The organism is Methylomonas sp. (assembly GCF_023228165.1).
Taxonomy (GTDB): Bacteria; Pseudomonadota; Gammaproteobacteria; order Methylococcales; family Methylomonadaceae; genus Methylomonas.
In genome coordinates, this window is record NZ_JALOBS010000025.1 from 33,355 (window position 1) to 58,545 (window position 25,191).

Below are 25,191 nucleotides of genomic sequence, written 5' to 3' on the forward strand. Positions count from 1 at the left end.
CAATCCTTAGGGCTCGTTGGCTTCGGCAAAATAGCGATACAAAGCCGGTAATAAAGTTAACGTCAATAGCGTTGCCGTGATCAGTCCGCCGATAATCACCACGGCAAAAGGCTTGGCAGTTTCCGAACCGACGCTGGTGGAGAGTGCAGCCGGAAACAAACCCAACATGGCCATTAACGCCGTCATCACCACCGGTCGCAAGCGGCTCACGGAACCGTTAACGATGGCATCATGCAAGGGTTGGCCTTCCCGGCGCAGTTTATTCAATTGCGAGACTAAAATTACGCCGTTTTGCACGGCAATACCAAACAAGGCGATAAAGCCGACTGCCGCGGAGACGCTAAGGTTGATACCGGTAATCTGCAAAACTAAAATGCCGCCTATCATGGCAAACGGTACATTCATCACAATCAGCAAGGCATTTTTAACAGACATGAACGCCCAGAACAACAACACAAAAATCAGCCCCAAACTGATGGGCACGATCACCGCCAGTCGCTTCATGGCGCGTTGCTGGTTTTCGAATTGTCCGCTCCAGACGATATGATAACCCGGCGGCAAATCCACCTGCGCGGCCACTTTTTGCTGGGCCTCGGCGACAAAGCTGCCCTGGTCGCGATCGATCAGGTTACATTTGATGGCAATCCGGCGCATGTTGTCTTCCCGGCTGATGCGGGAAGCGCCCTGATTGACTTTGATGGTAGCCAGCTCGGATAACGGAATGCGTTGGCCGCCAGGCGACTGCACGGTCAGGTTTTCCAGCCCGGCCACCGAGTTACGGGCATTTTCTTCATAGCGTAAGGTAATATCAAAGCGTTGTTCGCCTTCTAAAAATTGCGAAGCCGCCTTGCCGCCCATACCGATTTCCATCACCCGCTCCACCTCGGCGATATTAATCCCGTAACGCGAGACCTTGGCGCGGTCGATGTCAACAATCACCTGTGCCAGGCCGGCCTGCTGTTCGGCGGCCACGTCGGTAGCACCTTGAATGGAAGCTAGAATATGCGTGACTTGATCAGCCCTATCCTGCAAGGTTTGCAAGTCGGTACCAAAAATTTTGATGGCGATTTCGCCTTTGACGCCGGAGATGGCCTCTTCGACGTTGTCTTGAATCACCTGGGAAAAGTTGGTCAAAATCCCTGGAAAAATAGCCAACTTCTGATCCATGGCTTTCACCAAATCATCTTTATTTTTATAGCGCCAGGTATCTTTAGGCTTAAGGTCGATCAATACTTCCAGGTTATTGAAGCCTTTGGGATCGGTGCCGTCTTCGGGGCGGCCCAGTTGGGTCAACACCATTTTAGCTTCGGAAAATGTTTCCAGTTTTTCTCGCACCTTGCGTTCAAGCTCCTTGGCAGTGGTCAACGATACCGGCGTCGGCAAGGTAATGGTCAGCCAAATATTGCCCTCGTCGAGTTTGGGCATGAATTCGGTGCCGATGAGTTTCACCGAAGCAAAGCTCAGCAATAATGCAGCCACGGCGGCGAAGAATACGCCGCGCGCGCGTTTTAACACCCATTCTAAAATGCGCCGATAATGCTGTTCCATGGCCTCGACCAGTGGATTATGTTTTTCGGCAATTTTGGGGCCCAGTAAGTATGTCAGCATGGCCGGCACAAAAGTCAGGCTGAACAGCATCGACGCCACCAAGGCAAAACTGAGGGTAAAGGCCATGGGTGAGAAGATTTTCGCTTCGACCCGCTGAAACGTGAAAATCGGCAAAAAGGCGATAATGATGATGGCTTTGGAAAACAGAATCGGCCGACCCATTTCGGTGGCGGTCGTAAGTAAGGATTGCCGCAAATGCCGGTCATCGACACCGCGTTTCAAATCCATCGTCACTTGCACCATGACCGCTTCCACCAGCACCACCGCGCTGTCGACGATAATCCCGAAGTCTATGGCGCCCAGCGATATCAGATTGGCGGAAATGCCATTCAGGTCGACCAGAATAAAGGCAAACAGCAAGGATAGCGGGATGATCAACGTGACTAACAAGGCCGCCAAAAATCGCCGCAGGAATACCAGCAGGATAATCATGATCAACACCGCGCCCTCGATCATGTTGTGTTCCACCGTACGCACGGTGTGGCCGACCAGTTCGGTACGATCATAAATGGGTGTGATTTTTACCCCGGGCGGTAAGCCGAAGTCGTTAAGATCCTGGATTTTCTGTTTGACGCCGCTCAATACCTCGACTGCGTCGCGACCTTTGATTAACAGCACGATGCCTTCGACGATATCGTCGCGTTGATTCATGGCCACGATGCCGGTGCGCGGTTGCGGGCCAATGCTGATATCGGCCACATCCTTGATGCGTATCGGTACTCCATCATTAGTATCGACCACGATCTCGCCTATTTCATCGGCGGATTTCAATAAGCCCACCCCACGGACCACCAAGGCTTCGTCGCCATGTTCGATATAGCCGCCACCGGTATTGGTGTTATTGGCGGCAATGGCGTCAAACATTTGATTGATGGAGATATTGTAATTCTTCAGCCGGTCCGGTTTGGCGGCAACCTTGTATTCCTTGATGCCGCCGCCGTAGGACACCACATCGGCCACGCCTTGCACCGTGCGTAAACGCGGCTCGATCAGCCAATCCTGCAAGGCACGCTGTTCCACCAGCGGCAGGTGCTTGGCATCGATTACATAGCGTAATATCTCGCCGACACCGGTTGAGAGCGGTCCCAATTGCGGTTTGCTGTCGTCCGGGATATCGGCATTCTGCAGGCGTTCCAGCACTTGCTGCCGGGAGAAATAATCCTCGGCATCGTCGTCAAACGTCAGCGTCACCACCGACAAACCGAAGATGGATACCGAACGCATATTCATTAAATGCGGCAAGCCGTTCATTTCCCGCTCGATGGGCAGGGAAATTAGCTTTTCGACCTCCTCCGGGGCTTGGCCGGGGTATTGAGTCACCACTTGCACAAAGACGTTTTGTACGTCGGGAAAAGCTTGTACCGGTAACTGCTCAAAAGCCACAACGCCGGATACGGCAACGGCCAGTGTGGCGCCGATTACCATCAGGCGTTGTTGCAGGCAAAACGCAATGATTCGCTCGATCATAGTCTGGGTTCCTGCCTGAGATTAGGGTTGGGCGGTGTCAGAGTCGACTTCTTCTTCGGCTCGCAGCATCAACGCGCCTTCCGTGACGAGTAATTCGCCCGGTTTGACGCCGGAGGTGATCAAGGCCTTGTCCTTTAAGCGTAAAGCCAGTTCCACCTTGCGTTGCTGAAAGTGATTGTCTTCCAACTGGATAAACACGTAATTCGCTTCGCCTTCCGTGAATACGGCAGCTAAAGGAACCATAATGCCCAAATCATCCGGGTTGCTATCGACGTTGATGGTGGCATACATGCCGGGTAATAAGCGACTGTCCGGATTGGGCAAGTCGCAACGCACTTGTACGGTGCGGGTGGCTTCATCCAGTACTTGGCCGATGTAGTGCACGGTGGCGGGAAAGGTTTCCCCGGGATAGGCGGGCACGGAAACCGATAACGACTGACCGATTCTGATTTTGCTTAAGTTGACTTCAAAAACCTCCATCAGCAGCGTGAGTTTTTTGATATCCGAGACCACGAATAAGGGTGAGTCCAAATCGGGACGGATTTCCATGCCAGGGGTGACACGCCTTTCCACTACAATGCCTGCCAGTGGCGAACGCAGGGCAAAACGGCCATTGCTTTGTTGGACAGGTAATTGTAGATTTTTCAGGCGATTTTGGCTGCGCTGCAATTCACTGCGGGCCGAACTTAAAGCGTCTTGCGCCTGCTCCAGTTCTTTTTGCGCGATGGCTTTGCCGGCGAAGAGCTCTTGTTGTCTTTTATAGGCATGACTGGCCAAGGTCAAATCCGCCTGGGCTTTGACGAAATCGGCTTCCGCGGCTGCTGCATCCGGGCTATTTAACGCCAGTAAGGTGGTGCCTACTTGAACGTGCGTACCCAAGGCGATAGGCGTACCCATCACCCGACCGGCGATAGGTGAGCTAATGCTTGCTGTCTGGTTTTCGTTATACGTCACCTTGCCCGCCAAGGGTTGCAGCAACGGGTGTCGAGACAGCGTCAGAGGCGCTGTTTTGACATAGGCTTTTTTGGGCGAATCGGCCGCCAGAAACACTTCGCCCGGCACGCTGGGCAGCTTGGCAACCGGCTTGGCGCCATCGCTGGAATCCGAGCAACCCGCTACTAGTAGGATCAAAAATAGCCCGCTTAAAGCGGATATTCGTTTAATTCGGCGCGAGGCATGTTTCATATAGGTTGATTCAGTGTGCGAGGATGTTGAGGCAGTGCATCTTGAATTTATTCCAGCGTCGTTGGTGTGAAATGCATCGTTTCCGGGGCAGGTTTATCCGAGTTAGGTTCCACGCCCAGTGCTTTAGCCAGATCGTAGTAGGCGTTGGCGCGATTGATCAGGGCGGCGTAGTAATCGTGCATGATGCTTTTATAACTGCGTTGAGCCTCGATAAAATCCAAAACGCTGGTGGCGCCTTTACTGTAGGCCAATTCGGAACTGTTTCTGACTGCTAATGCATCATCCAGTAAACCCGCTTTGAAACGCTGCACGATTTTGTCCGTGCTGGTCCATGAGGCTAGTGCGCCAACCACTTCATTGCGAATACCCAGTTCCGTTTGTTCTACCGCCAGTTGATTTTGGTTCATGTTTACGGCGGCTTTATCGGACTCCCCCTGGTATTGATAGAACAACGGAACCGGTACGCTGACGCCGACGAAGGCGGAATTAAGGGCATTATTACTCGGATCGCGGGCATAACCGGCCGTCAGGGTCACATCCGGGTATTTCAAGCGGCGGGCCAGCTCCAGTTCCTTTTCGGATTGCGCTTTGCGTTGTTTGTCTGCTTGTAAATCCGGTCTTTCCTGTAAGGCTTGGGTGATGAGTTCATCGGCTGCTAGGCTTGGGCCTAAGGCTTGGCTGTCGGGCCATTCTTCCTTGGCCACAAACTGCATGCCTTTATCCGGCCAACGCAAAATCATTGCAAAAGCGGCTTGTGCTTGTTCAACAGTGGCTTGGGTGGCGTCCAGGTCGGACTGGGCGCGCATGGCTTCCATTCTAACCCGCAAAAAATCCGACTCGGCAATATCGCCGCTTTTTAGCCGCAAGTGATTGGCTTTGCTGATGTCTTGGTAATGATCGACAATTTCTTGCGCCAACCAACGGTTTTTTTGCGCTTGCAGCAGGTCGTAATAGCCATCACGAACCAGGTTGGAAAAAATCCGCACGGCGTCTTTTAAATCGCTTTCCGCGGCTTGGGTGGCAAAACCGCTGCTTTCCATGCGCAAGCCGCGTTTGCCGGCCATTTCGATTAATTGGCTGAACGAAAAGTATTCAGCCGGTCCGCAAGACACCTTGGGGTCATGACTACAGCCGCTGGCATTGGAGCCTTTATTTAGGTTGTTGGCCAGTTCGGAAAGTTGAAAGCCCAGGGTCGGGTTAGGTATGGCCGATGCGATGACTTCATCGGCTCTGGCTTGGTCGATATTGTATTGTGCAGCCAGCAGGTCCAGGTTGCGTTGATAGAATAGGGTCAATGCTTCGTCCACTGAAATGGGGGTTTGCTCGGCATGTGCCTGACTCGTCAGTAGATTGCTTAGTACCAGTACTATTGCAAAGAATGAGCTGCGAACAGCTATGTTGGGCATGCATCAAGCTCCTACGCTAGATTGTTTATTCATTCTCTGCAAAAGCCAGACCAGTCGGAAAGTGTAAAAACGGGTGCTATATCCATCAGTCCAACTAATTGATACATAAGATATAAAACTATGTTTTATCGTTGATTGAATCAACGCCCGAGTTAAGCTGGCGAACAAAAAAGTTGGGTTGTTTGTATCAACCAGAAAAGTAGGCCGAATGCTAATGTTTGCGGGGCAAATGAACCGCTGGCAGTGTTGTAAAATGGCTCGCTTGCTTAACTTGGTCGACCGGAAAAGTATTAGACATAAAAAAGGCGCTGAATGAATAAGTCAGCGCCGGAATTACTGTTTAACGGTTTATTTGGACCGACCGGGGTGGACCATTTTGTCTTTTAGATTGGTTAAGGCCTTTTTTATTTTTCCCCACGTTGCCGACGATTTTTCGGTATGCATTTCATCTTTTAAGTCGTCAATTACCGTATACAGTAAGGCAAAATCATCCTGACTGCCGTAACCCAATAGTTCGGCAATTTTCAGTTCGTCCTTGGCCGCCGCTGTGTTCTTGAGTACTTCAGCCCGGCTGTCGGCTTTTGCCATGTCTTGCTGGTGCTCAATTTCCGAGGCTTTATTTAAAAAGGCTTCTGCCCGCAAAACCGGCAGCGGGGTCACTTCTATCTCCTCAACCAGGGTGTCCAATACTTGTTCCAATAGCTTTTGCGCCTCAACGTTTTTATCGGCATCGATTTGGGCGATCGCGGCTTTAATCACGGCAGGGTAAGTGCCTAGAGGGATACTGACAGTGGTGATACGCATTTCGCTGGCTAGTCCAGCTAATAGCTGTCTGGCGTCTTGTAAATGACCGCCATCAAGTAATTTGTCGGCTTGCTTGACTTGTTTCTCCAGGGTTTTGGCGTCACCCACATAATCGACCACGTCGACCTCCACATCCGCGGGCACAAGAACCATGGCGGGATGCTCGACCAGCAAGATATCCAGTTTGGTCAATACGTCTTGCAATAGTACCCGAGCCGCTTTGGGATCATTATTACTTAAACTGATCAATGCCTGTTGGGTGCCGGATAAAGACCCCTTGGCTTCGTTGATAAGATTTTGGAGTTTTTCGGACAGTACTTTTTGCTTGTTGATAGCCACGGCTTTATTACTGGCGACGGAAGAAGCCTTCTGGCTTTTTTTCTCGGCGTCGGCCAGTGTGTCAAAAGACAGCGGTAGTGATGAAACTAAAATCAAAGCCGTATAGCTTGCAAGCTTATGAATGGTATGCATAGTGTCCTCCTTATAAAGACTGATGACCTGATATTGGAAACGCAAGAGCCCAGGCTTTGCTTCATCAGGCAATGCAGTGAACATAAAGCAGCTATCGGGCCATGTTCGGCGATTGAAAATAAATTAATGTTAACAATGGGTTACTAGAAAATTGCTGTCGTTGTGCATAAGCCGCATGTTTAAATCCACCATCAGCTTGGGTTTTTCAACCAAGGCCCTATCAAAATTGAGTTTGCCGGTTAAACGGCAAATGTTTCATTTTTCCGGATACGTCCAGAGGAACATGCGGATGGGGGCGATATAAATGCCCATAATAATTAACCAGGAAAAGGGTGATATTTGGCGGACGAATGCAGATACGCTCAACACTCTACACGGCGACATTTAGTGCGGTTCCTTATAACAAACCCATCAAGGCGTTTTATCAACGCTTGATCGCTCGGGGAAACTCAAAAAGGTAGCTCGGGTTGCCTGCATGACAAAGCTATTGATTACTCTAAATTCTTTGGCGAAAACCAAGAGCAAATGGCACCCTGGCTTTGCAAAACCAGCTTGATTTTGAACACAGTTGCTTGGTTGTTGCCGAAAACCTTGGCGGAATCGACCGATGCAAACAACCATCCCCCGCTGTTGTAGGTTTTTAGCAAGCGGTTAAAACTCAAAATGGGCTCGCACGCCATAAACATGCACCGGTCCACGATCGGCGTTGTAGCCGGGGTTGGCAATATGCTGATAGTCCAGCGTCATCCAGGCAAAGCTCAGCAAATTGAATTTGTAGTAAAGATCGACTACTTGCTCCGGCCGGTAATTGATTTTGCCGTCGCCGATAAACGCATCTACCCCGCCCAAGTTTAAATACGCCACATGACTGCTTGCCAACCAGTTACCGGCATAGCCAATACCTAGCGCATCGTTGGGCCTACCCCAACGGTTGCCGCTGATTTGCGCGCCGAACGATAATGACCGGTCCGACGAGGTGTAGGAATACACCTCTGTTTTTCCATCGCTGACCATCCCGCGCAGAAACACGCCAATATCCTCGCGAATTTGTTGTTCGAGATTAAGACCCATGCCTATTTTGACATTGGCTTTTCGCGCCCAACAAAGATCCGGAGCATTACTATTGGTGGAATCGTAGCTAAAGGTGGCGCAGTTTGCGGCATTTTGCGCTGGATTGGTTTGCAGGGCGGCAATGGCGTCGTTCCAGCTTGCCATATGCTCCCGGTTTCGGTAGGCCAGTACCCGGATTGCACCGGGTTGATCAAAAATAACATGCCGATGTTCCAGTTCCGCTTGGTCGCCATAGTATTTGAATAATCTAAAATCCAACGGCAAGTCGTTGGGGTTTTGTGGGGTGGCGAAGCGTCCGATCCTGAAGGTCCAGTCGTCGTAATAATATTCGGCGGCCAGGCCCACACTATAGCCGCGCGCATCGGCGGCAAAGTCGTAAGCGGCGTTGGCCAGAAAAGCCATATTGAAAAACTGCTGGCGCAAGTTGGCGGCATAGTTGTTTTTATCGAAAATATCCAACACACTCAGGTTGCCGCCGGTAACAACCAGCCGTCGATTCTGTTTATATCCGCCTAATTGCAATTGACCCGATTCGACATGTTGCTCGCCGCCTCCGAAATTAAAGGTTTGTTGTAGATAAAAACGCGATTTGTACCAAGTGGCGCTGGCCGAGCCGTTCTTCTGCAGTTCGAAATTCTGGATGCTGCCGCCCAGGCCTTTCAGACCTGACAGCGGTAACTCGGAGATCATCTCCGGTGCCAGATAAATCTCGCCCCCCGTCCAGGCCTTTAAGCCGAAATAAGCCGTGACGGTGCCGGTAAAGCTGCGTTCGGCGTCGGGCGACAAGGAATGCGGACTGCCGTTGAGATTGGTATAGGCAGCTGGAAACGCCGGTTTCCAGCTGGAGATATAGGTGGCTTGCGCATAGGCGTTCCAACGCTCATCCTGCATAGCGTGCCAGTCCGAATCGGCTAACGACTGCATCAGGGAAAAGCGATCGCTCTGCTCGGCAGCCTGCACCGGCGGCGCGGATGCCTCTACTATTAGCCAAGATACCGCCGATATGAAAGCGAGGAATAATCGTGTTCTGGATAAAACTGCCGACATTCGCATATTCTCGCTGTAGAAAAGCCTTTTGGGTTAATGGGTAAAGCGCGGGCCCGAGCGCCGCGCCGCCGACCCGGTTTCGATCGAGACTACACTCGGCCCGGTCTTCTCGCGCTTCAATTTTTCAGAAGTCGGGGGTGAACAGCAGCAGTAAAGTGAACACCTCCAACCGTCCCAATAGCATAGCGATAGCGCAAATCCAGGTTTGAAAATCGTTCACACCGGCATAATTGCTGGTGGGGTCGACGTTGTTGATGCAGGGATTATGGCGCTGAGCGCGGAAATAGGCTACAGGCCGGCGAACATCCGCGCCACCGAGAAAGGCGAGCAATGAGCTAGATGGTTTTTGCACTATTGGGCCTGCTTGTGTCCGGCGTTTTTAGCATGTGTCGGGCGTATTGTTGAAACGCCACTAAGGTTTTGGCATCGGTAAACCGAGTCTTAACTAATGAGCCAAAAAAACCGGCATCAAATTACCGATGCCGGTCACCAGTGACCTCAGCGGGAACTAACTCTATACACTAATATCGTCTAAGCAAATATTTATTCGGACCGGTCGAGACAGGGGGTCCTTCTCAAGCCTGACGGCCGAGTCTTGGACGCGATTTAAAATTTATAGCTTAGATTGAACTGCACGTTATGCGTGAACAAGTTATTGCCGGCTTTGCTATACACGTATTGGCCCATGTACCCCAAATCGGCCCCCAGCTGTTTGGTGATTTGATAGTTGAATCCGCCAAAGGCGCGGTTTTCGCTAAAACCGGTGCGGCCGAAACTATTGTTGTTGACATAAAGCAGCATTTCTTCGCCGGCATACATACGTAAGTCTTCGTTTATGAACGCCAGCGGATAACTGAGCTGAAACAATTGCCGCAAGCGCACGCCTACATCGCCGGTACCTTGTCTAATGCGTTGTTCCAGTCGGGTGCGGGCCGTGAAGCGTAAATCCTTCAAGCTGGAGTTCCACAAAAAATCCTCGTAAGGCCGGCTTTCCTGATAAGCCAGTTTATCCAGCGGATGAAGCCAGTCATGCGTATAGCCGACCCAGAAACTGGCATTTTTAGTGACGTCATAGCCTACTTGGGCAAACAACAGGTTTTCCGAGAAACGGTTGCCGCCCGGATTATCGTCCTGGGTTCTGGCTTGATTCATGACCAGCCAACGAAAGCTCTTTAATTTTGGCGATATTTTATCCAGACTACCCGACAAAGTTAACGAACTCCAAGTGCCGCCCACATCGTTGGTCACTGCGTGACTGACGGGTGCAAACCCCGTAGCCAGTAAAGGCAAAATTTTTAATGTGGTTAAAAGTTTATTACGCATCGATTACCTCTAAAAATTGTGAGCCGCGGATAATGAATTTGTCTAAAACTCATTCCATAAAAGCTGGCTAAATCACTGCTGTTAATTAAAAGCAGTCGCTAGCGCTGAATGTTTACCGGACTATCCATCGCCCTCGCTAACGACTGACATAAATCATGCAATGCCAAAAATGTGCCAAGTGATTATGGCCGGGTCTGCCGAGGCTTTAGGTGGTTTTCCGCAGTCAAAGCGGTGTTTATGAACCGTTGTAAAGCGGTGGTTTTAAACTGTAATCAAGTTTTGTTAGAATTTTTGCTTAGCCGCTGAAATGGATGCGGGGGCTTCAGATATCGTTGCGTATGTCGTTTTTAGGGGGTACGGGGGGCATATTAAGCTTTTCTGCACCGAAAATCGTTTGAAAATAACACTCGGCTACGTGCAATCGCTAGTTATAAGCGCGTTTAATCAAAAAATAAGCAATTGCGACAAGCAAAACATTCTGAATGAATATAATAGAGGCGGTCCATAGGCTTGGGGGCGATTGGAATGTTACTGACTAACAGCCAATTTTACATTGCAATGCCAGTTGCAACGGTAATCAAAGAAATCAGCAAATGGGGGGGAAACTTTCCGTGTAAACCGCAATTTGCGAGGCTGTAAATTTCTAAAGTTAAAGCCATTTTTGTTTATAGCAACGCAATGGGCTATACGCACACAGCGTTCTCCTCTTGCGCTCGACGCCGTTACAGGCAACACGGTCACATGCGCTTGTACAAATTACAACGGTGCCAGTTGCACCGCGTTGCGTGTGCTGGCTTTGACTTTATACAAGGCTTTATCGGCCAGCGTTATCAAGGCTTGACAGCCCGGCTTGTCGCCCACGGAGCCAGCCACGCCCACGCTAACGGTGATGGGCCGTCTCAAAGCCAGCCCTTGTGGTTGATGCGTCTCTATGGCCTTGCGTATCCTTTCACCCAGCCATACGGCAGTGGCCCCGTCGGTGTTGGTGGCAATCACCAAGAACTCTTCCCCGCCGAAACGGCAGACGATATCGCTGGTCCTAGCTGCCGATTTCATGATTTTAGCGGCATGAGTCAGCACCATATCCCCGACATCATGGCCTAAAGTGTCATTGACGGATTTGAAAAAATCCAGGTCCAGCATCAATACACTGAACGGCCGGCGATAGCGCAGTGCTGTCGCCCACTCCTGTTCCAGGCGTGTCAGGGCATAACGGCGATTGGGCAGGCCGGTCAGGATGTCGGTATTCGCCATCATAGCCAGGCGGCGGTTGGCGACGGACAGTTCGGCGCTGTAACGTTCGATATCCTGTTTTTCCTTTTCCACGTCTCGTTGCAGCATGACGATACGTTGCCCGGCGTAGATTCGGGCCAGCAAAACCCTTAGACTGACCGGTTTGGTGACATAGTCGTTAATGCCGGCATCGAAGGCTTCCACCAGCTCGTCTTCGGTTTCCGCCGCAGTTAGCATGATGATGTACAGATTTTTGCCGAAGGTCGAACGGCGTAGGGTTTTGCACAAGCTCAGCCCGTCCATGGACTTAATGTGTCTGTCGGTGATCAGTAATTGCGGCATCTGTTCGAGAATTTGCTTCAATGCCGTTTCGGCATCGCGAAAACTTACGACACGATGACCGGCCGCTGTCAGCTGTTTTGATAGGTGTGCCAGCAGCAACGGATCATCATCGACCATTATAATATCCAGCCCCGACAAGTCGGCGCGGCCATTTTTGGCACCATCTGGCAGAGGCAAACGCGCCTGAGTGCGCATCTGGGTCTGGGTGTCTATGTCGATTTGCTTGCCCCATTGCTGCCATTGTTGCTCGATTTCGGCAATGAAGGCTTCAACCATGCTGGCATCGACACCATGGTGTTGCGCTAGCGGTTGCAACTCCGGCATCAGCAAAGCGCGCTGGACATCATCGGAGAGTAAGTAGCGGACAATTTGCCGGGCAAAAGTCAGTTGCTCGGCAAGGCGAGCGGCACGCGAGACTTCCGTGGTGGGTGCAAAGCTCAGTTTCAGTCCATTGACGAATATGTCCGGCAAGCCCCAGTCCCGCAACAGTAGCAGGTTGAGCTCGTGATGATCTACCGCAAAACGTTCACGTTCCAACTGCAGCAAGTTGCCTTCCTGCGCCGATTTTAGACATTCGCCATAACGATCGGACCATGCGGTGGCCAGGGTTAGTTTGCCGATATCCGACAACAAGCCCAGGGTGAAGGCTTCATCCGGCGCAACGGTACCTTCCCGACTGGTGATGGTAGCAATAGCAACAGCCATGGCCAAAGCCTGCGCCCAATATAGGCGGTAATCAAACCCGGGACATTGTCCGTTCTTATGGTTGCCTAGCAAAGACAGACTCAAGGCAAAATTGCGCACCGACTGCATACCCAGCATGATTACGGCATCATGGATGTTTGCCACCGGCCGGTGAGCGCCGAATGCCGCCGAGTTGGCAAAACTGAGGATGCGTGCTGTCAGGGCCGGATCTACCTTGACTAATTCGGATAGTTTATGGACATCGGCATCATCCCGTTGCATCAGTTGCATGATGGCCAATGCGGTACCGGACGGCGTTGGCAGGCGTTCGGTCGCCTTGAACTCCTGAAAGTTAAATTCACTGCGCATAAAATTATTCTCTTTTCAAAATAGACACTAGTTATTGTGGTGAAAATTTCAATTATCGAGTTCTCTGCCAGTCTCCTGGTCCGTTTGGCATCACCTCGATTTGGCGTTAGTCTACCGAGGCTGAATGGTGGTTATGATGGAGATGCAGCTTGATTTGATCCTGTACTTAGTGGCCGGTTTCGGCGCCTTAAGGCGTTTTGCCACGGGGCGTTTGTGCAGCGTTACAATGGGCTTCCCGACAGGCGAATTTTTGCTGGGACTGCAAGTCGCGTTAGGCTGCTGAAATCCGATAGACTTCTAGTTCGACAACGCTAAAGTATCTTCCAAAGCGATTTCCAGTTCGGCCAGTGTGACTTCGGATAGTCCAAGGCGGGTTGCTTCCTCGCTATGCGAAACGACGAGTTTGGGGTCCGGCCGCAGTGTAATGCCCAGTTTGTAGGACACCATGTCGGCAACCCTGACCATTAGTTCAATCGTGCCGGTTTCTTCTGTCATTAGGTGATGGTGTTTCCCCGCGATATCGCAATATATTTCCGGAAGATTCCACGATTTAAGTAACCAAGCGCCTTTTTCCTCGTGCTGGCGAATGATAACCTCGTGAATCAAGTCTTGGGGTAAATTCAAGGCCGGATTCTTTTCGCACATATCCTCAATACACCTAAACAACAAAAGCTCTCCAATATCGTGGAACAATCCCGCCATAAAGGTTTCCTCGGCGAGCGCATCGAAAGCTAGTCGCTTTGCCAGCCACTCGCTGCCTAAGGCGACCGCCACGCTGTGCTGCCATAATTTGACCATGAATTGCTCGGTTTCCGGATTCTTGGAAGAAAAAAGCCCTTTTTGCATGACCAGCGTAGCTATCTGTACCACGCGGGCTAATCCCAGCCGCACTATAGCTTCCTTGACGGTATTTATCTTACTCAAGCCGGCATAGTACGATGAGTTGGCAACTCTAAGAACTTGGCTAGCCAAACTGGCATCCATGCCGATTTGTTTGGCGATGGCGTCTATGGATCGGTTCTCGTCTTTTAAAGCATTGCGGAGTTCGCCGACGGCTTGGGGCAACACCGGCAATGCCGTGCTCCCTGATTCGATGGCTTCATTGATCAAATCCGTAAGTGATTTTTCGCTCATATCGGAGGTTTTAATTTAGCGGCTGCCCAGTAGGCGGCGTAGTTCGTAAAGGGGGCGAAGTTTACTGAAACGGGGTAAGTGATGGATAACTTCTCGTAACGAGGTAATTCCGGCTGCTGCTTTGACCAAACCGTCTTCCAGCAAGGTTACCAAACCGGCGGTTTCCAGACTAATCCGGCGGATTTCATAAGAGCTCTGGCGGCGCAGGATCGCGTCCTTGACCATTTCATTCATGGTTAAGAGTTCGAATACGCAAACCCGGCCAAGGTAGCCGGTGTAGCGGCACTTGTCGCAGCCTTTGCCCAGTAAGAAGGTGCTGCCGCTCAACTCGTTAGGCGTGATGTCCAAGCGGCGGAGCAAGGTCGGGTCGGGCGCCACTGGCTCTGAACAGTTGCGGCATACCCGGCGTATAAGGCGTTGAGATACGATGGAAACGACAGTGGAAGAAATCAGGAAAGCCTCGATCTCCATGTTAAGAAGCCGTAACAGGCCGCCAATGCTATCTTCGGTATGAAAGGTGGTCAATACTTTGTGGCCGGTCAACGCTGCCTAGATTGCGGTGTCGGCGGAAAACCGGTCGCGTATTTCGCCCAGTACGATGATATCGGGATCCTGCCTGACGATGTGCCGCAAGGTTTCCTCGTAGGTCAAATTGATCTTCGGGTTGATCGAGCACTGAGCGATCCCGTCGATCACGTATTCGACCGGATCTTCCGCCGTAACGATGCTGACTTCCGGCGCATTTAGATAATCCAGAGCGCTGTAGAGGGTAGTGGTTTTGCCGGATCCGGTAGGCCCTGTGACGATGACCACCCCGGTCGGTACGTCTAGAGAATCCTGGATAAAATGTTCCAGCATCAAAGGAGCCATACCGACTTCGTGAATATCAAGCAACTCCGTCTTGCGGTTCAACAAGCGCAGAACCACTTTTTCGCCATTGATGGTACTGAAAAATGAAGCCCGCATGTCGATAACATGATTCGTGACAGCTTGTTCGTATAGCACGCGCCCGTCTTGGTGCCGCCGCTTCTCGGCAATGTCGGCACCCGCCAGTACCTTGATTCGGCTAATCAGCGCTTGTGCAAATTTCGGCGAAAAGTCACGATAATGCACCATCATTCCGTCGATACGAAAACGGATGCGCAGTTTCAGTTCCAACGGCTCGATGTGGATATCGCTGACCTCCTGTTGAATGGCGTCGTCGAATATTTGATTGAGAATTGCCACTACGGATTGATCGGTGATCGATTTTTTATCGTAGTTGGTGTTCCGCTCATAATTCAGCAGAAATCGCAGTATCTGCGAATAGCGTCCCACTGCGGGTAAAATTTCGGCACCGAGAACATGGTGGGCAATTTCTATCGCCTCGCTGTCCAACGGGTCGCCGAAAGCCACCAAGATGCCGTCCGTCTGTTTTTCGATTGGCACAAAGCAGTGTTTAGTGGCTGATTTCAGCATCTGTTTCGACATCAGCGTCTGATCGACTCTGGCCACACTGAGGTCGATGACGGGAATTCCCTTCAGATTCGCCAAGACTTCCAGCATCTTGGTTTCGGAAATCAGGTTGCGTTCCACCAGAATTTCGCCCAACTTCTTGTGCTTGCCATCTTGCTGTTTAATCGCCAAAGCTTGCTGAAGGTCAGTGCTGCTGATAAAGCCGAATTCCACCAGGAAACACCCCAGCTTGACCTTAATCGGTTGGCTGCGGAAAATCTCTACGAGCTTGCTGTGTGTGACGTATGCCAAGTCGCAAAGCACAACTAATATGGGTTTGGGAAACTCCAGTTTTGCCTGAACGCGTCGCGCGTATTTCAGTTTGTCGGGATCGATTACGCCTTGTTCGATCAATATATCCAAAAAGCTATCGCGGAAGGTGGTTTCTGAATCCGGGGAGATGGTGTTGTTGGGCTCCATGGCTACTTTATTGTGGCGTTTGTTATTTAATCAAAGTTAAGTTCAGTGTAATTGTAGCTGAATAGCACCGCTATCAATAGGATAAGACGATTGGTCCCGCTTACAAAGGTTGCATGGCTCTATAAACGCCAACCCGATTTATCGCACTACATCGTCAATTATTACGCCGTCAAATTTATAATTTTTTGCCTGGCGTCAATTAACTTTGCCGAAAAGGCCAGTTGTCGCTGGGCAGTTTTACATCCCACCCAACACCGCCGGATGCTTTGAAACGCGACTGAGTAAAGACTCGCTACTCAAAACGGTACTCAGTTGTTGCCGATAGCAGGCACGGTTAAATCTTGCCGATTGTGATCGGCTTAAATGCACCGGCACAAAGGTTGAATTCAGCCGTTCATTTTCGAGGGTTGAGCCAAAAAATGGCCCAATTGAGCCATTGTCCGATGCCAAACGCATGGCATAATTTCTGCGTACTTGTTAAGTAACCGCGAACGATGTTCAATCGCTACCGTCTAAGCAAGTCACGGTGATTATTTTTAATACCTGATGAGGAATTTATGCGTCCATTTTTAGTATCAAGCTTTGCGGCAATTACTTTTTCGCTTGCCTCGCTAGGCCATGCGGATAGCCATCCGGTTAGTATTCCGGAAAAAGTCAGTCAGAATATTTTGAAACGGCATCCGTCCGCTTACGATCTGCGGGCCAGCCATGAAACCCACTTTGGCCAGCAATTATTGGAGGTCGGTTACAAAGACGAAACCGGGCAACCTATCCTGGAATTATTTACGTCTCATGGCCATCTGCTTACCAACGAACTGTTGATTGAAGATTTCCAGGAAATTTATCCACAAGTTACTGCTGTATTGAAACGGGAGTTTCCGCAGCACGAGTTTAAAAAGGCCGAACTGATCGGCAATCCTAATGGGGTGGGCGAAGAGTATGAAATTTATCTGCATGCGGCGGGTACGGACTGGAAGGTGTCGGTTTCCGGCGACGGAGAACTATTAGATAAACAACCGCTAACACCTTAAAGCCATGTCTATAGAATCGATTTCGCATTGTTTGGAGTTGACTGAATGAATACCGAGGAAACACTACAACTTAGCCAATTTTTACAGCAATTGGGTGAGGTTAAACTGCATGAAAAAGACAGCGAGGCGGAGCGATTGATTCAAGCGGCTGTTGCTAATCAACCGGATGCTGCGTATTTATTGGTACAGCGCTGTCTGTTGCAAAACCAGGCCTTGCAAACGGCGCAGACGCAAATTGCCGAGCTGCGAAATCAGTTGCAGCAAAGAAGCACGGGCTCAACCTCGGGCGGGTTTTTAAATCATGACCCTTGGTCCACTCCGGCCAAACCTGCCGCGGGGGTGCCGGGCGCGGAGCATTACCGCGTTCCCAATGCCGCTAATCTTTCCGGACAGGACTTAATTAGGCAGGCGCCGCCAGCGTCCGGGGCTGGGTTCGGCTCCGGCTTTTTGGGCAATGTCGCCACTACGGCAGCGGGTGTGGTGGCTGGATCGTTTTTGTTTCAGGGTATCGAAAATCTGTTGGGGCATCAGCAAGCCGCCGCCGGCTGGGGACAGCAAGCCGCTGGCGATCAGCAGCCGGAACAGACTGTGATCAATAATTATTACGGCGATAACGAAGAACAGTTGGCCGATAACGGTGACAGCAATGATTATCTGGCCAGCAGCGATGACTATTACGACGATGGCGATTCCGATTGGGGTTGACCCTATCCAGTGGATTGGCGGGTAATAGCTGCCAATCCACTGCTGCTTGAATCGGTTTGAACGTGTCATTCATATACCCGGCCGGCAATGATTCGGAGTAAGACCATGCCTATTTTACTTTTATTGTTTGTCGCGGTTGCTGTTCTCAATCGTCAATTCGCCGACAAAGCATTCCTCGGCCAAGATAAACTTATCCAATCTCGCTTACCATGAAATGGCCGTGGCATGCCGGCTGGATCTTGATACTAGGCTGCCTAATCTGGATTGTTATCGGACTCAAGCCGATGCCAGTGAATTTCTTGCATTATCTGGTTTGGCGATGCACAACTGCGGCGGCGAAGGAAACCGGCCATATCGAAACTCGCGGCGCTAAGATACGTTATCTGGTTTATGGCGAGGGGAAGCCGGTTTTGCTGTTGCATGGCGGATTGAGCAATAAACTCAGCTGGTTTTCGCAAATCCCCACGCTGGTGAACGCCGGCCGGCAAGTGGTGTTGATCGATACCCGTGGTCACGGCGAATCTACCCCGGGTCATGCCGAGTTGAAATATGAAACCTTTGCGCATGACGCTTTGCAGGTACTGGACCGCTTGGGGATTCAGCGCACCGACATCGTCGGTTGGAGCGATGGCGGCATCATTGCGCTGTTATTGGGGTTGGAGGCGCCGCAACGCGTGGACAGGATCGTAGCCATTAGCGCCAATTTTCATCCCTCCGGTTTGCTGATTGAGCAACAGGGGCAGGCAACGCGACTCGACAATCGGGTATGGCGTAACCCGTTGTTCGAAGCATTGCGTAGTTGGTGGTCGGGGGCTTACGAACGTCATGCCGGGCTGCAAGCGCAGCTCAACCGCATATGGCGTAGCGAACCGCGACTGAGCCGTGACGATTTAAAAGCGATCGGCGCGCCTACCCTGGTGATAGCGGGCGAAAACGATATTATCGATTTACCGCATTCCGGTGAATTGGCGCAAAGCTTGGCTAATGGACGGTTGGAAATTATTTTGGGGGCGGGACATGCCGCGCCGGTTACCCATGCCGATCAAGTCAACGCTCTGATTGCCGGTTTTTTGCAGCTGTAATCATGGAGACATACGCGTGGCGTTGAAAATTACCGGGCGTTCTCTACTGATTATCGGTCTGCTGATTGCGGGATTGGCGGTGTTTTTGCCGCTCAAGCGGCCCATTATGCATGGCCAACTCGACAGCGATACCTTGGGCAAAGTGGTTACGGCAGCGCCGTTATGGGGTTCTCGTGGCCTGACAGTGGTATTTGCCGACCCACAAAAATTCAACTTTAAACAATTGAGGCAACGACTGGCCGAATTGGGGTTGACGGCCGCCATTATCGATAGTCGGGACTTTCTGGCGCACTATACCGATGAGACTGAGCTGTGCCTGAGCGGTGACCTTATCGGTAACGCTTTGCAGGCATTAACAAAGCAGTTGTCATTGTCTTCGTCGCAACGGCTGTGGGTGGCGGGTATCGGCGAAGCTGGTTTAATCCCGTTTCTCAATGCGTTATCCGCCACCGATGACAATGTCAGTAACCTTTCAATAGGTTTTTCCGTCAAACTACCCGTTGATTTGAATCTATGTCCGCCCCTGCTCAGTCAACAGCAGGGGCAAGACCAAATTCTAGTGTCGGCTCCGGAAATCGAAGGCAGTTGGCTTACGGTTTGGAGCGATCAGCCGGACGATAAAACCGGCGTGTTCATACGTAATTTGGCCAATATCGACACCCGTATAGCGCCATATGGCACGCCGCTGGATGAACTGTTGCTGGATGAATTAAATACGGCTAGCGGCCATAACGATAAAGCGGTTCCGCCGTTGCCTGTGGTGGAGGTGCCGAGCAGTCAAGCCCAACAGACCGCGACGCTGTTTTATTCCGGCGACGGCGGCTGGCGCGATCTGGATAGAACGGTAGCGGAGGACATGGCCGCGCAGAATTATCCCGTGGTTGGCGTGGATGTATTACGCTATTTCTGGCAACACAAAACCCCGGAGCAGGCTGCCGTCGATTTGTCCGCCACCATGGCTTTTTACCGCAAGCAGTGGGGCGTCAAATCGTTTGTGTTGGCCGGTTATTCATTTGGTGCCGATATTTTGCCCGCTATTTATAACCGTTTGCCGGTTGAGAATCAGGACAGCGTGAAGTTGCTGGTGTTGCTGGCACTGGCCGAGCATGCCGATTTTGAAATCCACGTGTCGGGCTGGTTAGGGGAAAAAGGCGGCGAACTGGCCATATCGCCGGAACTGTCGAAAATACCCCGACAAAAAGTGTTGTGTGTCTATGGCGTGGACGAAAAAGCCGAAAGCGCCTGTACGACATTGCAAAATAGCGAAGCTACTGTTTTGGAATTATCCGGCGGTCATCATTTCGATCAAAACTATCCTAAATTGACGGGAGAGATTTTGAACGTATACCGGCGGCACGGCATTGATTGATCACCTCGACTAGACATTATGTTGCTGCTTATTTTGTTTATCGCTTCGTGCGTGGCTTTGTCCATCAGTGCCGTCTGTGGCGGCGGGGCGGGTTTAGTACTCATCCCGACCCTGGGTTTTGTCTTGCCGGTTACGCTAGTGCCAACCGCATTGACCATAGGCACGGCCGGCAGCGCATTTTGCAGATTCTGGCTGTTTTATCAGGCTATCCGCTGGGATATTTTTAAATTGTTTCTGTCCACGGCATTATTGGGCGTTTTTATCGGCACCTGGTTGTTGAGTTACCTGGACCCGGTTTATCTTGAGTTATGCATGAGTGTGTTTTTGGTTGCCAATCTCACCCAGTTGATAGGCGGGTCAAAATCAACCGCCGGCCAGTGCTTTTTGCCTGCCCGGCTGTTAAGGCTGAAGGGCTTTTTAGCCGGGTTTATTTCCGGCTTAACCGGTGCGGTGGGGTGCTGTTTAATCGATTTTATTTTCGTTTTGGTTTGAGCAATCAGGAAATCGTGGCTACGCGGGCCGCCAATGAAGCCTTATTACACTTGTCAAATATATACGTCCACTTGGGCTTGTTGACGATGCAGTCGTTACAGATAGATCTTATCGTGGCTTTGGCGGTGTTACTGTCGTCCCGAGCGATGAAAGCGCTGCTGCCCAAACTTTCCAAAACCTTATTTGTCCGCTTCGGTTATGGGGCGATGGTTGTAGCCGGGGTTTTGATGTTCAACAGCGCGGTTGTGCAGATCAAAATAGTCCATCATCCTGATATTAGGGTACAGCAATTGGCTAAGGGCTTGGATGCCTCCTGGTCATGGGATGCATTGATCTATTCCCTGGAATTTAAATACGCCGAAGGTTTGGAGTTTGAAAAAGTGGTGCCTTTTTCGCGTTATCGGCCGATGAACAGGCATTTGTGCATGCGCAACAGGCGCTTTATACCAAGGTGATAATCGAAAAGGTGTATACGCTGACTTCACAATCTTACGAAGCTTATTACTGTGATGAAAAAGACCGTTTGATAAACAAGGTCAAATTCAATTTCCTGCGCTAACAAGATACTGCCCAGGTTTGATTATCAGCCCTGAAACGCACTCAAAAAGGAATGCCGTTGTGACATTAAATTACCGTTTAAGTAGATTAAAAGTCGGTGGGTTCGAAGTCATCAGGCCCACGCGGCACGATGTATATATTTTTGCCGGCTGGATAGTGTCATTATTGCCGGCGCTCGGCATTTTCTTACCCGGGGTGACCGGTTTGGATGTTCCGTTTGTCGGATATTTTTCCGAGGCTTTGTCTGGTTTTGGCGACCTATATGGAACATGATATCGGTGTTGTCATTGCCATTTCGGTCATGATGCTGTGCTTGTCTGGCTATCCGGCTAAAGCAGCTGTCGAGATGGCCGGCGCAAACGAAACCGACCTGAGCTGAAACATTCAACATGACCCAAGAGTCCCTGAGTCGTCACATTCAGAAAATTGCGCAGTTCCTGCCGATGCTGTTGTTTGCCTGCGCGCTTTATATGGTGCATCAGCAACTGAAACAGTACGATTTGAGCGAAATTCTGGCTTCGCTGCAGAATACCCGGCTGGATGTCATTAGCGCCGCCGTGTTGTTAATGCTGCTGAATTATCTGGTGTTGGCCGGTTACGACTGGCTGGCACTGCGGTTTACCGGGCATGGCAATATTCCCTTGCCCAAAATGATCGCCGCGGCCCTGTTGAGTTATGCCATCAGTAATAACACCGGACACGCCTGGGCGGCCGGTGGATCGATTCGTTACCGGTTTTATGCCAAGTGGGGCGTACCGGGCTGGGATATTTTAAAAATCTCGTTTTTCCAGGCCGTTACTTATTTGCTGGGCGCACTCACTCTGGGCTTGGTCGGCAGCGTGTTGCTACCTTATTACCTGACTCGCGCCGAACAAGATCCGCCTGCCATTCATTGGGTCAGTCTGCTGTGCGGCGCCGCTTTGATCGGTTACTGGGCGGCGGTATTTTTATGGCGAAAACCGTTATTGATCAAAGGTTTTGAAGTGTATTTGCCAACCCCGAGCATGACGGTCTGGCAGACGCTGGTGTCCAGTGTCGATGTGGTGTTGTCGTCGTTAGTCCTGTGGCTGTTGTTGAAGGGGCAAATCGATATCGATTTTGGCGCTTTCTTAGTGGTGTTTGTGGTAGCTCAGGTGATCGGCGTGTTCAGCCAGGTGCCAGGCGGTATCGGGGTGTTTGAAAGTGCATTTTTGTGGTTGATGTCGGATATCGAGGCCAGCGATCAGCATTTGATCTTGATCGGCGCCTTATTATTGTATCGGCTGATTTATTATTTCGTGCCTTTGCTGCTGGCCGGCAGTGGCTTGCTGAGTTATGAAGTTTATAGCCGTCGGCATTTGCTGATTGAAGGCAGTGCGGTGGCGGGGCGGATGCTATCCGCCATCGTGCCGCAACTTTATTCGTTGTTGTTGCTATTGGCTGGCGGTATGTTATTGGTTTCCGGGGCTATTCCGGCTAATGCCGATGCACTGAGCTGGTTAAGTGATTTTTTGCCCTTGCCGGTGATCGAAATATCGCATATGGCCGGTAGTTTGATAGGCTTGCTGTTGCTGTTTTTGGCCCGAGGCATTCACCTCAAAATCGATGTGGCTTGGCAGGGTAGCATGTTGTTAATCGGACTGGGGATTTTTGCCTCGCTATTTAAAGGGCTCGAGTGGCGCGCGGCCTTATTGTTATTAAGTATTATGCTATTGCTATTACCGACCCGCGCTCATTTTCAACGGCATTCGTCGTTGTTGCGGATGGCGTTTTCCAAATCCTGGCTAGCCACTACTATGATGGTGTTGGGCGGGTGTTTGTGGTTGGGTTATTTTGCGCATCGTAATCTCGAATATGCCAACGAACTGTGGTGGCAATTTTCCTATGACGGCAGCGCGCCAAGATTTTTGCGAGCCTGGTTGCTGTTGGCAATCGTGATAGTCTGTTACGGTTTGTGGCGGGTGCTAAGTATTGCCGCACCGTATCCCTTCGTCAAGCCTTCGGCAACCGAACTGGATCAGGCTCAATGCTTATTGAGCCACGCAGAGCATACCCAAGGTTTTTTGGCCTTGCTGGGCGATAAATGTTTGTTCTGGAATCCCGAGCATACCGCTTTCGTGATGTTTGCCACGACACCGCAATTCTGGATTGCCATGGGCGACCCGGTCGGCGATGCTGCGGCCATGGAAAATTTGTTGTACCGGTTTCAGGAGCAGGCCGACCAATTTGGGGCGAAAATCGTATTTTATCAGGTCAGCCCACAGTGTTTGCCGCTTTATCTGGATTTGGGTTTATCTTTTTTTAAACTCGGCGAAGAAGCGCGAGTGGATTTAAGCCAATTTAGTTTGCAGGGCAAGTTACGGGAGACTCAACGCGGCGCAATTAATAAGTTTGGCAAACTGGGCTATGAATTTGAAATACTCTCAGGAACCGCTGTGAAGCAGGCTATGCCGACGTTGCGACAGATTTCGGCTGCCTGGGTTATGCAGAAAAATACCCGGGAAAAAGGCTTCTCGCTGGGTTTTTTTAATGAAGACTATTTATTACGCACCGGGATTGCCGTGGTAAAAGACCCGGCAGGCCGGATCAAGGCCTTTGCCAATCTTTGGCAAACCGCGGGTCGACAGGAATTGTCCATGGATTTGATGCGTTACGACCCCGATAGCCCCAAAGGTATCATGGACTTTTTGTTTGCCGAACTAATGTTATGGGGAAAGGCTGAAAGCTACCAGTGGTTTTCGCTAGGCATGGCACCGTTGGCAGGCCTGGAGCGGCGGCCCTTGTCGCCTATCTGGCATAAGGTCGGCGCCGCTATTTTTGAGATGGGCGATCGGTTTTACAACTTTGAAGGTTTGTATGACTACAAGGCCAAGTTCGCCCCGCAGTGGCAGCCGCGTTATCTGGCTGCTCCGGCGGGTTTGTCCGTGCCGTTTATCCTGATGAGCATCACGCGGCTGATTTCAGGCGGCTGGCAGGGTGTTTTCAGCAAATAGTTTTTTTAAAGCCCTAATGCCCTGGGCATCTGCCATGCAAATTGAATCTACAGTGTATAAAATCATAAAATGGCTTGACAAGTTCGATTCCAAGACTGTGCTTGGCTTGGTTTTTTGCCTGGAATTTTTGATCGCCTGGGGTGATTACATTACCGGGCCGCTGGCGCCGTTCACGGCTTTTTTTTTGCTGCCGATTATCCTGTCCGCGTTTTTTCTGCGGAATTTCTGGGCCTATTTTTTTGCTGTGTTGTCGGCGATTGCCGTAATCCCCGTCATATCCCAATTGTTTGGTACATTCTCACTGTTGCCGATCATGCTCGGTTTTCTGTCCAGAATCCTTGTTTATCTGGCATTTGCCTTTCTGGGGGTGAAATTAAGGCAATTAGTAAACGATTTAGATCGGTTAGCTAGCCAAGACACTTTAACAGCGGCTTCAAGAGGGGCTTTTTTTTATGAATTCAGCACCGCTGAATTGGCCCGGTCTTTTCGTTCCAAATCTCCGCTTTGTCTGGTTTTCATCGATCTGGATAACTTTAAAGAGGTGAACGACAAACACGGTCATCAAAAAGGTGATCAATTGCTGGTGGAAATAGCGGCCACTATCAAAGCCAATTTACGAGAAGGTGATATTTTAGGTCGCTTAGGTGGCGATGAGTTTGCCATTTTGCTTGCGCAAACTTCACAGGAAGAAGCCAAAACCATTATGCGGCGTATGCAGGCAAGCCTATTGCGGGCGATTAGCCACTTTGAATCCAGAGTCACGTTCAGTGTTGGCGTCGTGGCTTATCTGGCGGACAAGCCCGCCAGCATCGACGAGTTGGTTGCTTTGGCGGATGCCGCGATGTACGCCGTTAAAAAAACCACCAAAAATGCCATTCACTATGTTGTTGCTTGATACTGCTTAGGTAATCGGGCTCTGATCAT

Annotated in this window: 18 protein-coding genes and 1 pseudogene; 9 read left to right on the forward strand and 10 right to left on the reverse strand. The window is 50.7% G+C overall.

The genetic code is table 11. The features are described from left to right. Window positions 1-6: 6 nt before the first annotated feature. From M0R33_RS17540 to M0R33_RS17585, 10 genes and pseudogenes are all read right to left on the reverse strand, one after another. Entirely contained in the window at window positions 7-3,075 is a 3,069-nt protein-coding gene (locus M0R33_RS17540; protein WP_292572224.1) for a CusA/CzcA family heavy metal efflux RND transporter, read from the reverse strand. 21 nt (window positions 3,076-3,096) lie between these two features. Next, a complete protein-coding gene (locus tag M0R33_RS17545) occupies window positions 3,097-4,206 on the reverse strand; it encodes an efflux RND transporter periplasmic adaptor subunit (protein ID WP_292572227.1) in 1,110 nt (369 codons plus the stop codon). 101 nt (window positions 4,207-4,307) lie between these two features. Next, window positions 4,308-5,666, reverse strand: a complete 1,359-nt coding sequence (locus tag M0R33_RS17550) for a TolC family protein (protein ID WP_292572230.1) — start codon at window positions 5,664-5,666, stop codon at window positions 4,308-4,310. A gap of 348 nt (window positions 5,667-6,014) precedes the next feature. Continuing rightward, window positions 6,015-6,941: a YfdX family protein gene (locus M0R33_RS17555; protein WP_292572233.1), complete on the reverse strand. Its 927-nt coding sequence runs from the start codon at window positions 6,939-6,941 to the stop codon at window positions 6,015-6,017. A gap of 651 nt (window positions 6,942-7,592) precedes the next feature. Continuing rightward, the gene (locus tag M0R33_RS17560; protein ID WP_292572236.1) at window positions 7,593-9,059 is read right to left on the reverse strand and encodes a carbohydrate porin; all 1,467 of its coding nucleotides are present in this window, start codon (window positions 9,057-9,059) and stop codon (window positions 7,593-7,595) included. A 124-nt stretch (window positions 9,060-9,183) separates the two neighbouring features. Further along, a complete protein-coding gene (locus M0R33_RS17565) occupies window positions 9,184-9,411 on the reverse strand; it encodes a hypothetical protein (RefSeq protein WP_292572239.1) in 228 nt (75 codons plus the stop codon). 254 nt (window positions 9,412-9,665) lie between these two features. Next, on the reverse strand, window positions 9,666-10,382 hold the full coding sequence (locus M0R33_RS17570; protein ID WP_292572240.1) for a DUF2490 domain-containing protein: 717 nt from the start codon (window positions 10,380-10,382) through the stop codon (window positions 9,666-9,668). Window positions 10,383-11,138: 756 nt separating this feature from the next. Then, window positions 11,139-13,010 (reverse strand): diguanylate cyclase, encoded by a 1,872-nt coding sequence (locus M0R33_RS17575; RefSeq protein WP_292572243.1) that lies wholly within the window; start codon window positions 13,008-13,010, stop codon window positions 11,139-11,141. A gap of 297 nt (window positions 13,011-13,307) precedes the next feature. Further along, entirely contained in the window at window positions 13,308-14,144 is an 837-nt protein-coding gene (locus tag M0R33_RS17580) for an HDOD domain-containing protein (RefSeq protein WP_292572245.1), read from the reverse strand. Window positions 14,145-14,159: 15 nt separating this feature from the next. Then, window positions 14,160-16,058, reverse strand: a pseudogene (locus M0R33_RS17585) (GspE/PulE family protein). A 557-nt stretch (window positions 16,059-16,615) separates the two neighbouring features. Here M0R33_RS17585 and M0R33_RS17590 point away from each other — a divergent pair. From M0R33_RS17590 to M0R33_RS17630, 9 genes are all read left to right on the forward strand, one after another. Next, window positions 16,616-17,089 carry a hypothetical protein gene (locus M0R33_RS17590; RefSeq protein WP_292572247.1) on the forward strand — a complete coding sequence of 158 codons (474 nt, stop codon included), beginning with the start codon at window positions 16,616-16,618 and terminating at the stop codon, window positions 17,087-17,089. 45 nt (window positions 17,090-17,134) lie between these two features. After that, window positions 17,135-17,794 carry a DUF2076 domain-containing protein gene (locus tag M0R33_RS17595; RefSeq protein ID WP_292572250.1) on the forward strand — a complete coding sequence of 220 codons (660 nt, stop codon included), beginning with the start codon at window positions 17,135-17,137 and terminating at the stop codon, window positions 17,792-17,794. Window positions 17,795-18,078: 284 nt separating this feature from the next. Beyond that, window positions 18,079-18,876: an alpha/beta hydrolase gene (locus M0R33_RS17600; RefSeq protein WP_292572253.1), complete on the forward strand. Its 798-nt coding sequence runs from the start codon at window positions 18,079-18,081 to the stop codon at window positions 18,874-18,876. 16 nt (window positions 18,877-18,892) lie between these two features. Then, complete coding sequence (locus M0R33_RS17605; RefSeq protein WP_292572256.1) at window positions 18,893-20,245, forward strand: AcvB/VirJ family lysyl-phosphatidylglycerol hydrolase; 1,353 nt, start codon at window positions 18,893-18,895, stop codon at window positions 20,243-20,245. An 18-nt stretch (window positions 20,246-20,263) separates the two neighbouring features. Beyond that, a complete protein-coding gene (locus M0R33_RS17610; protein ID WP_292572258.1) occupies window positions 20,264-20,737 on the forward strand; it encodes a sulfite exporter TauE/SafE family protein in 474 nt (157 codons plus the stop codon). Next, window positions 20,701-21,192, forward strand: coding sequence for a hypothetical protein (locus tag M0R33_RS17615; RefSeq protein WP_292572260.1), 492 nt, complete (start codon window positions 20,701-20,703; stop codon window positions 21,190-21,192). Before M0R33_RS17610 ends, M0R33_RS17615 begins: the two co-directional genes overlap by 37 nt. Before the next feature lie 163 nt (window positions 21,193-21,355). Then, window positions 21,356-21,568: a hypothetical protein gene (locus tag M0R33_RS17620; protein WP_292572262.1), complete on the forward strand. Its 213-nt coding sequence runs from the start codon at window positions 21,356-21,358 to the stop codon at window positions 21,566-21,568. A gap of 116 nt (window positions 21,569-21,684) precedes the next feature. Further along, a complete protein-coding gene (gene mprF / locus M0R33_RS17625; RefSeq protein ID WP_292572264.1) occupies window positions 21,685-24,267 on the forward strand; it encodes a bifunctional lysylphosphatidylglycerol flippase/synthetase MprF in 2,583 nt (860 codons plus the stop codon). A 34-nt stretch (window positions 24,268-24,301) separates the two neighbouring features. Continuing rightward, entirely contained in the window at window positions 24,302-25,162 is an 861-nt protein-coding gene (locus tag M0R33_RS17630; RefSeq protein ID WP_292572266.1) for a GGDEF domain-containing protein, read from the forward strand. Window positions 25,163-25,191: the final 29 nt, after the last annotated feature.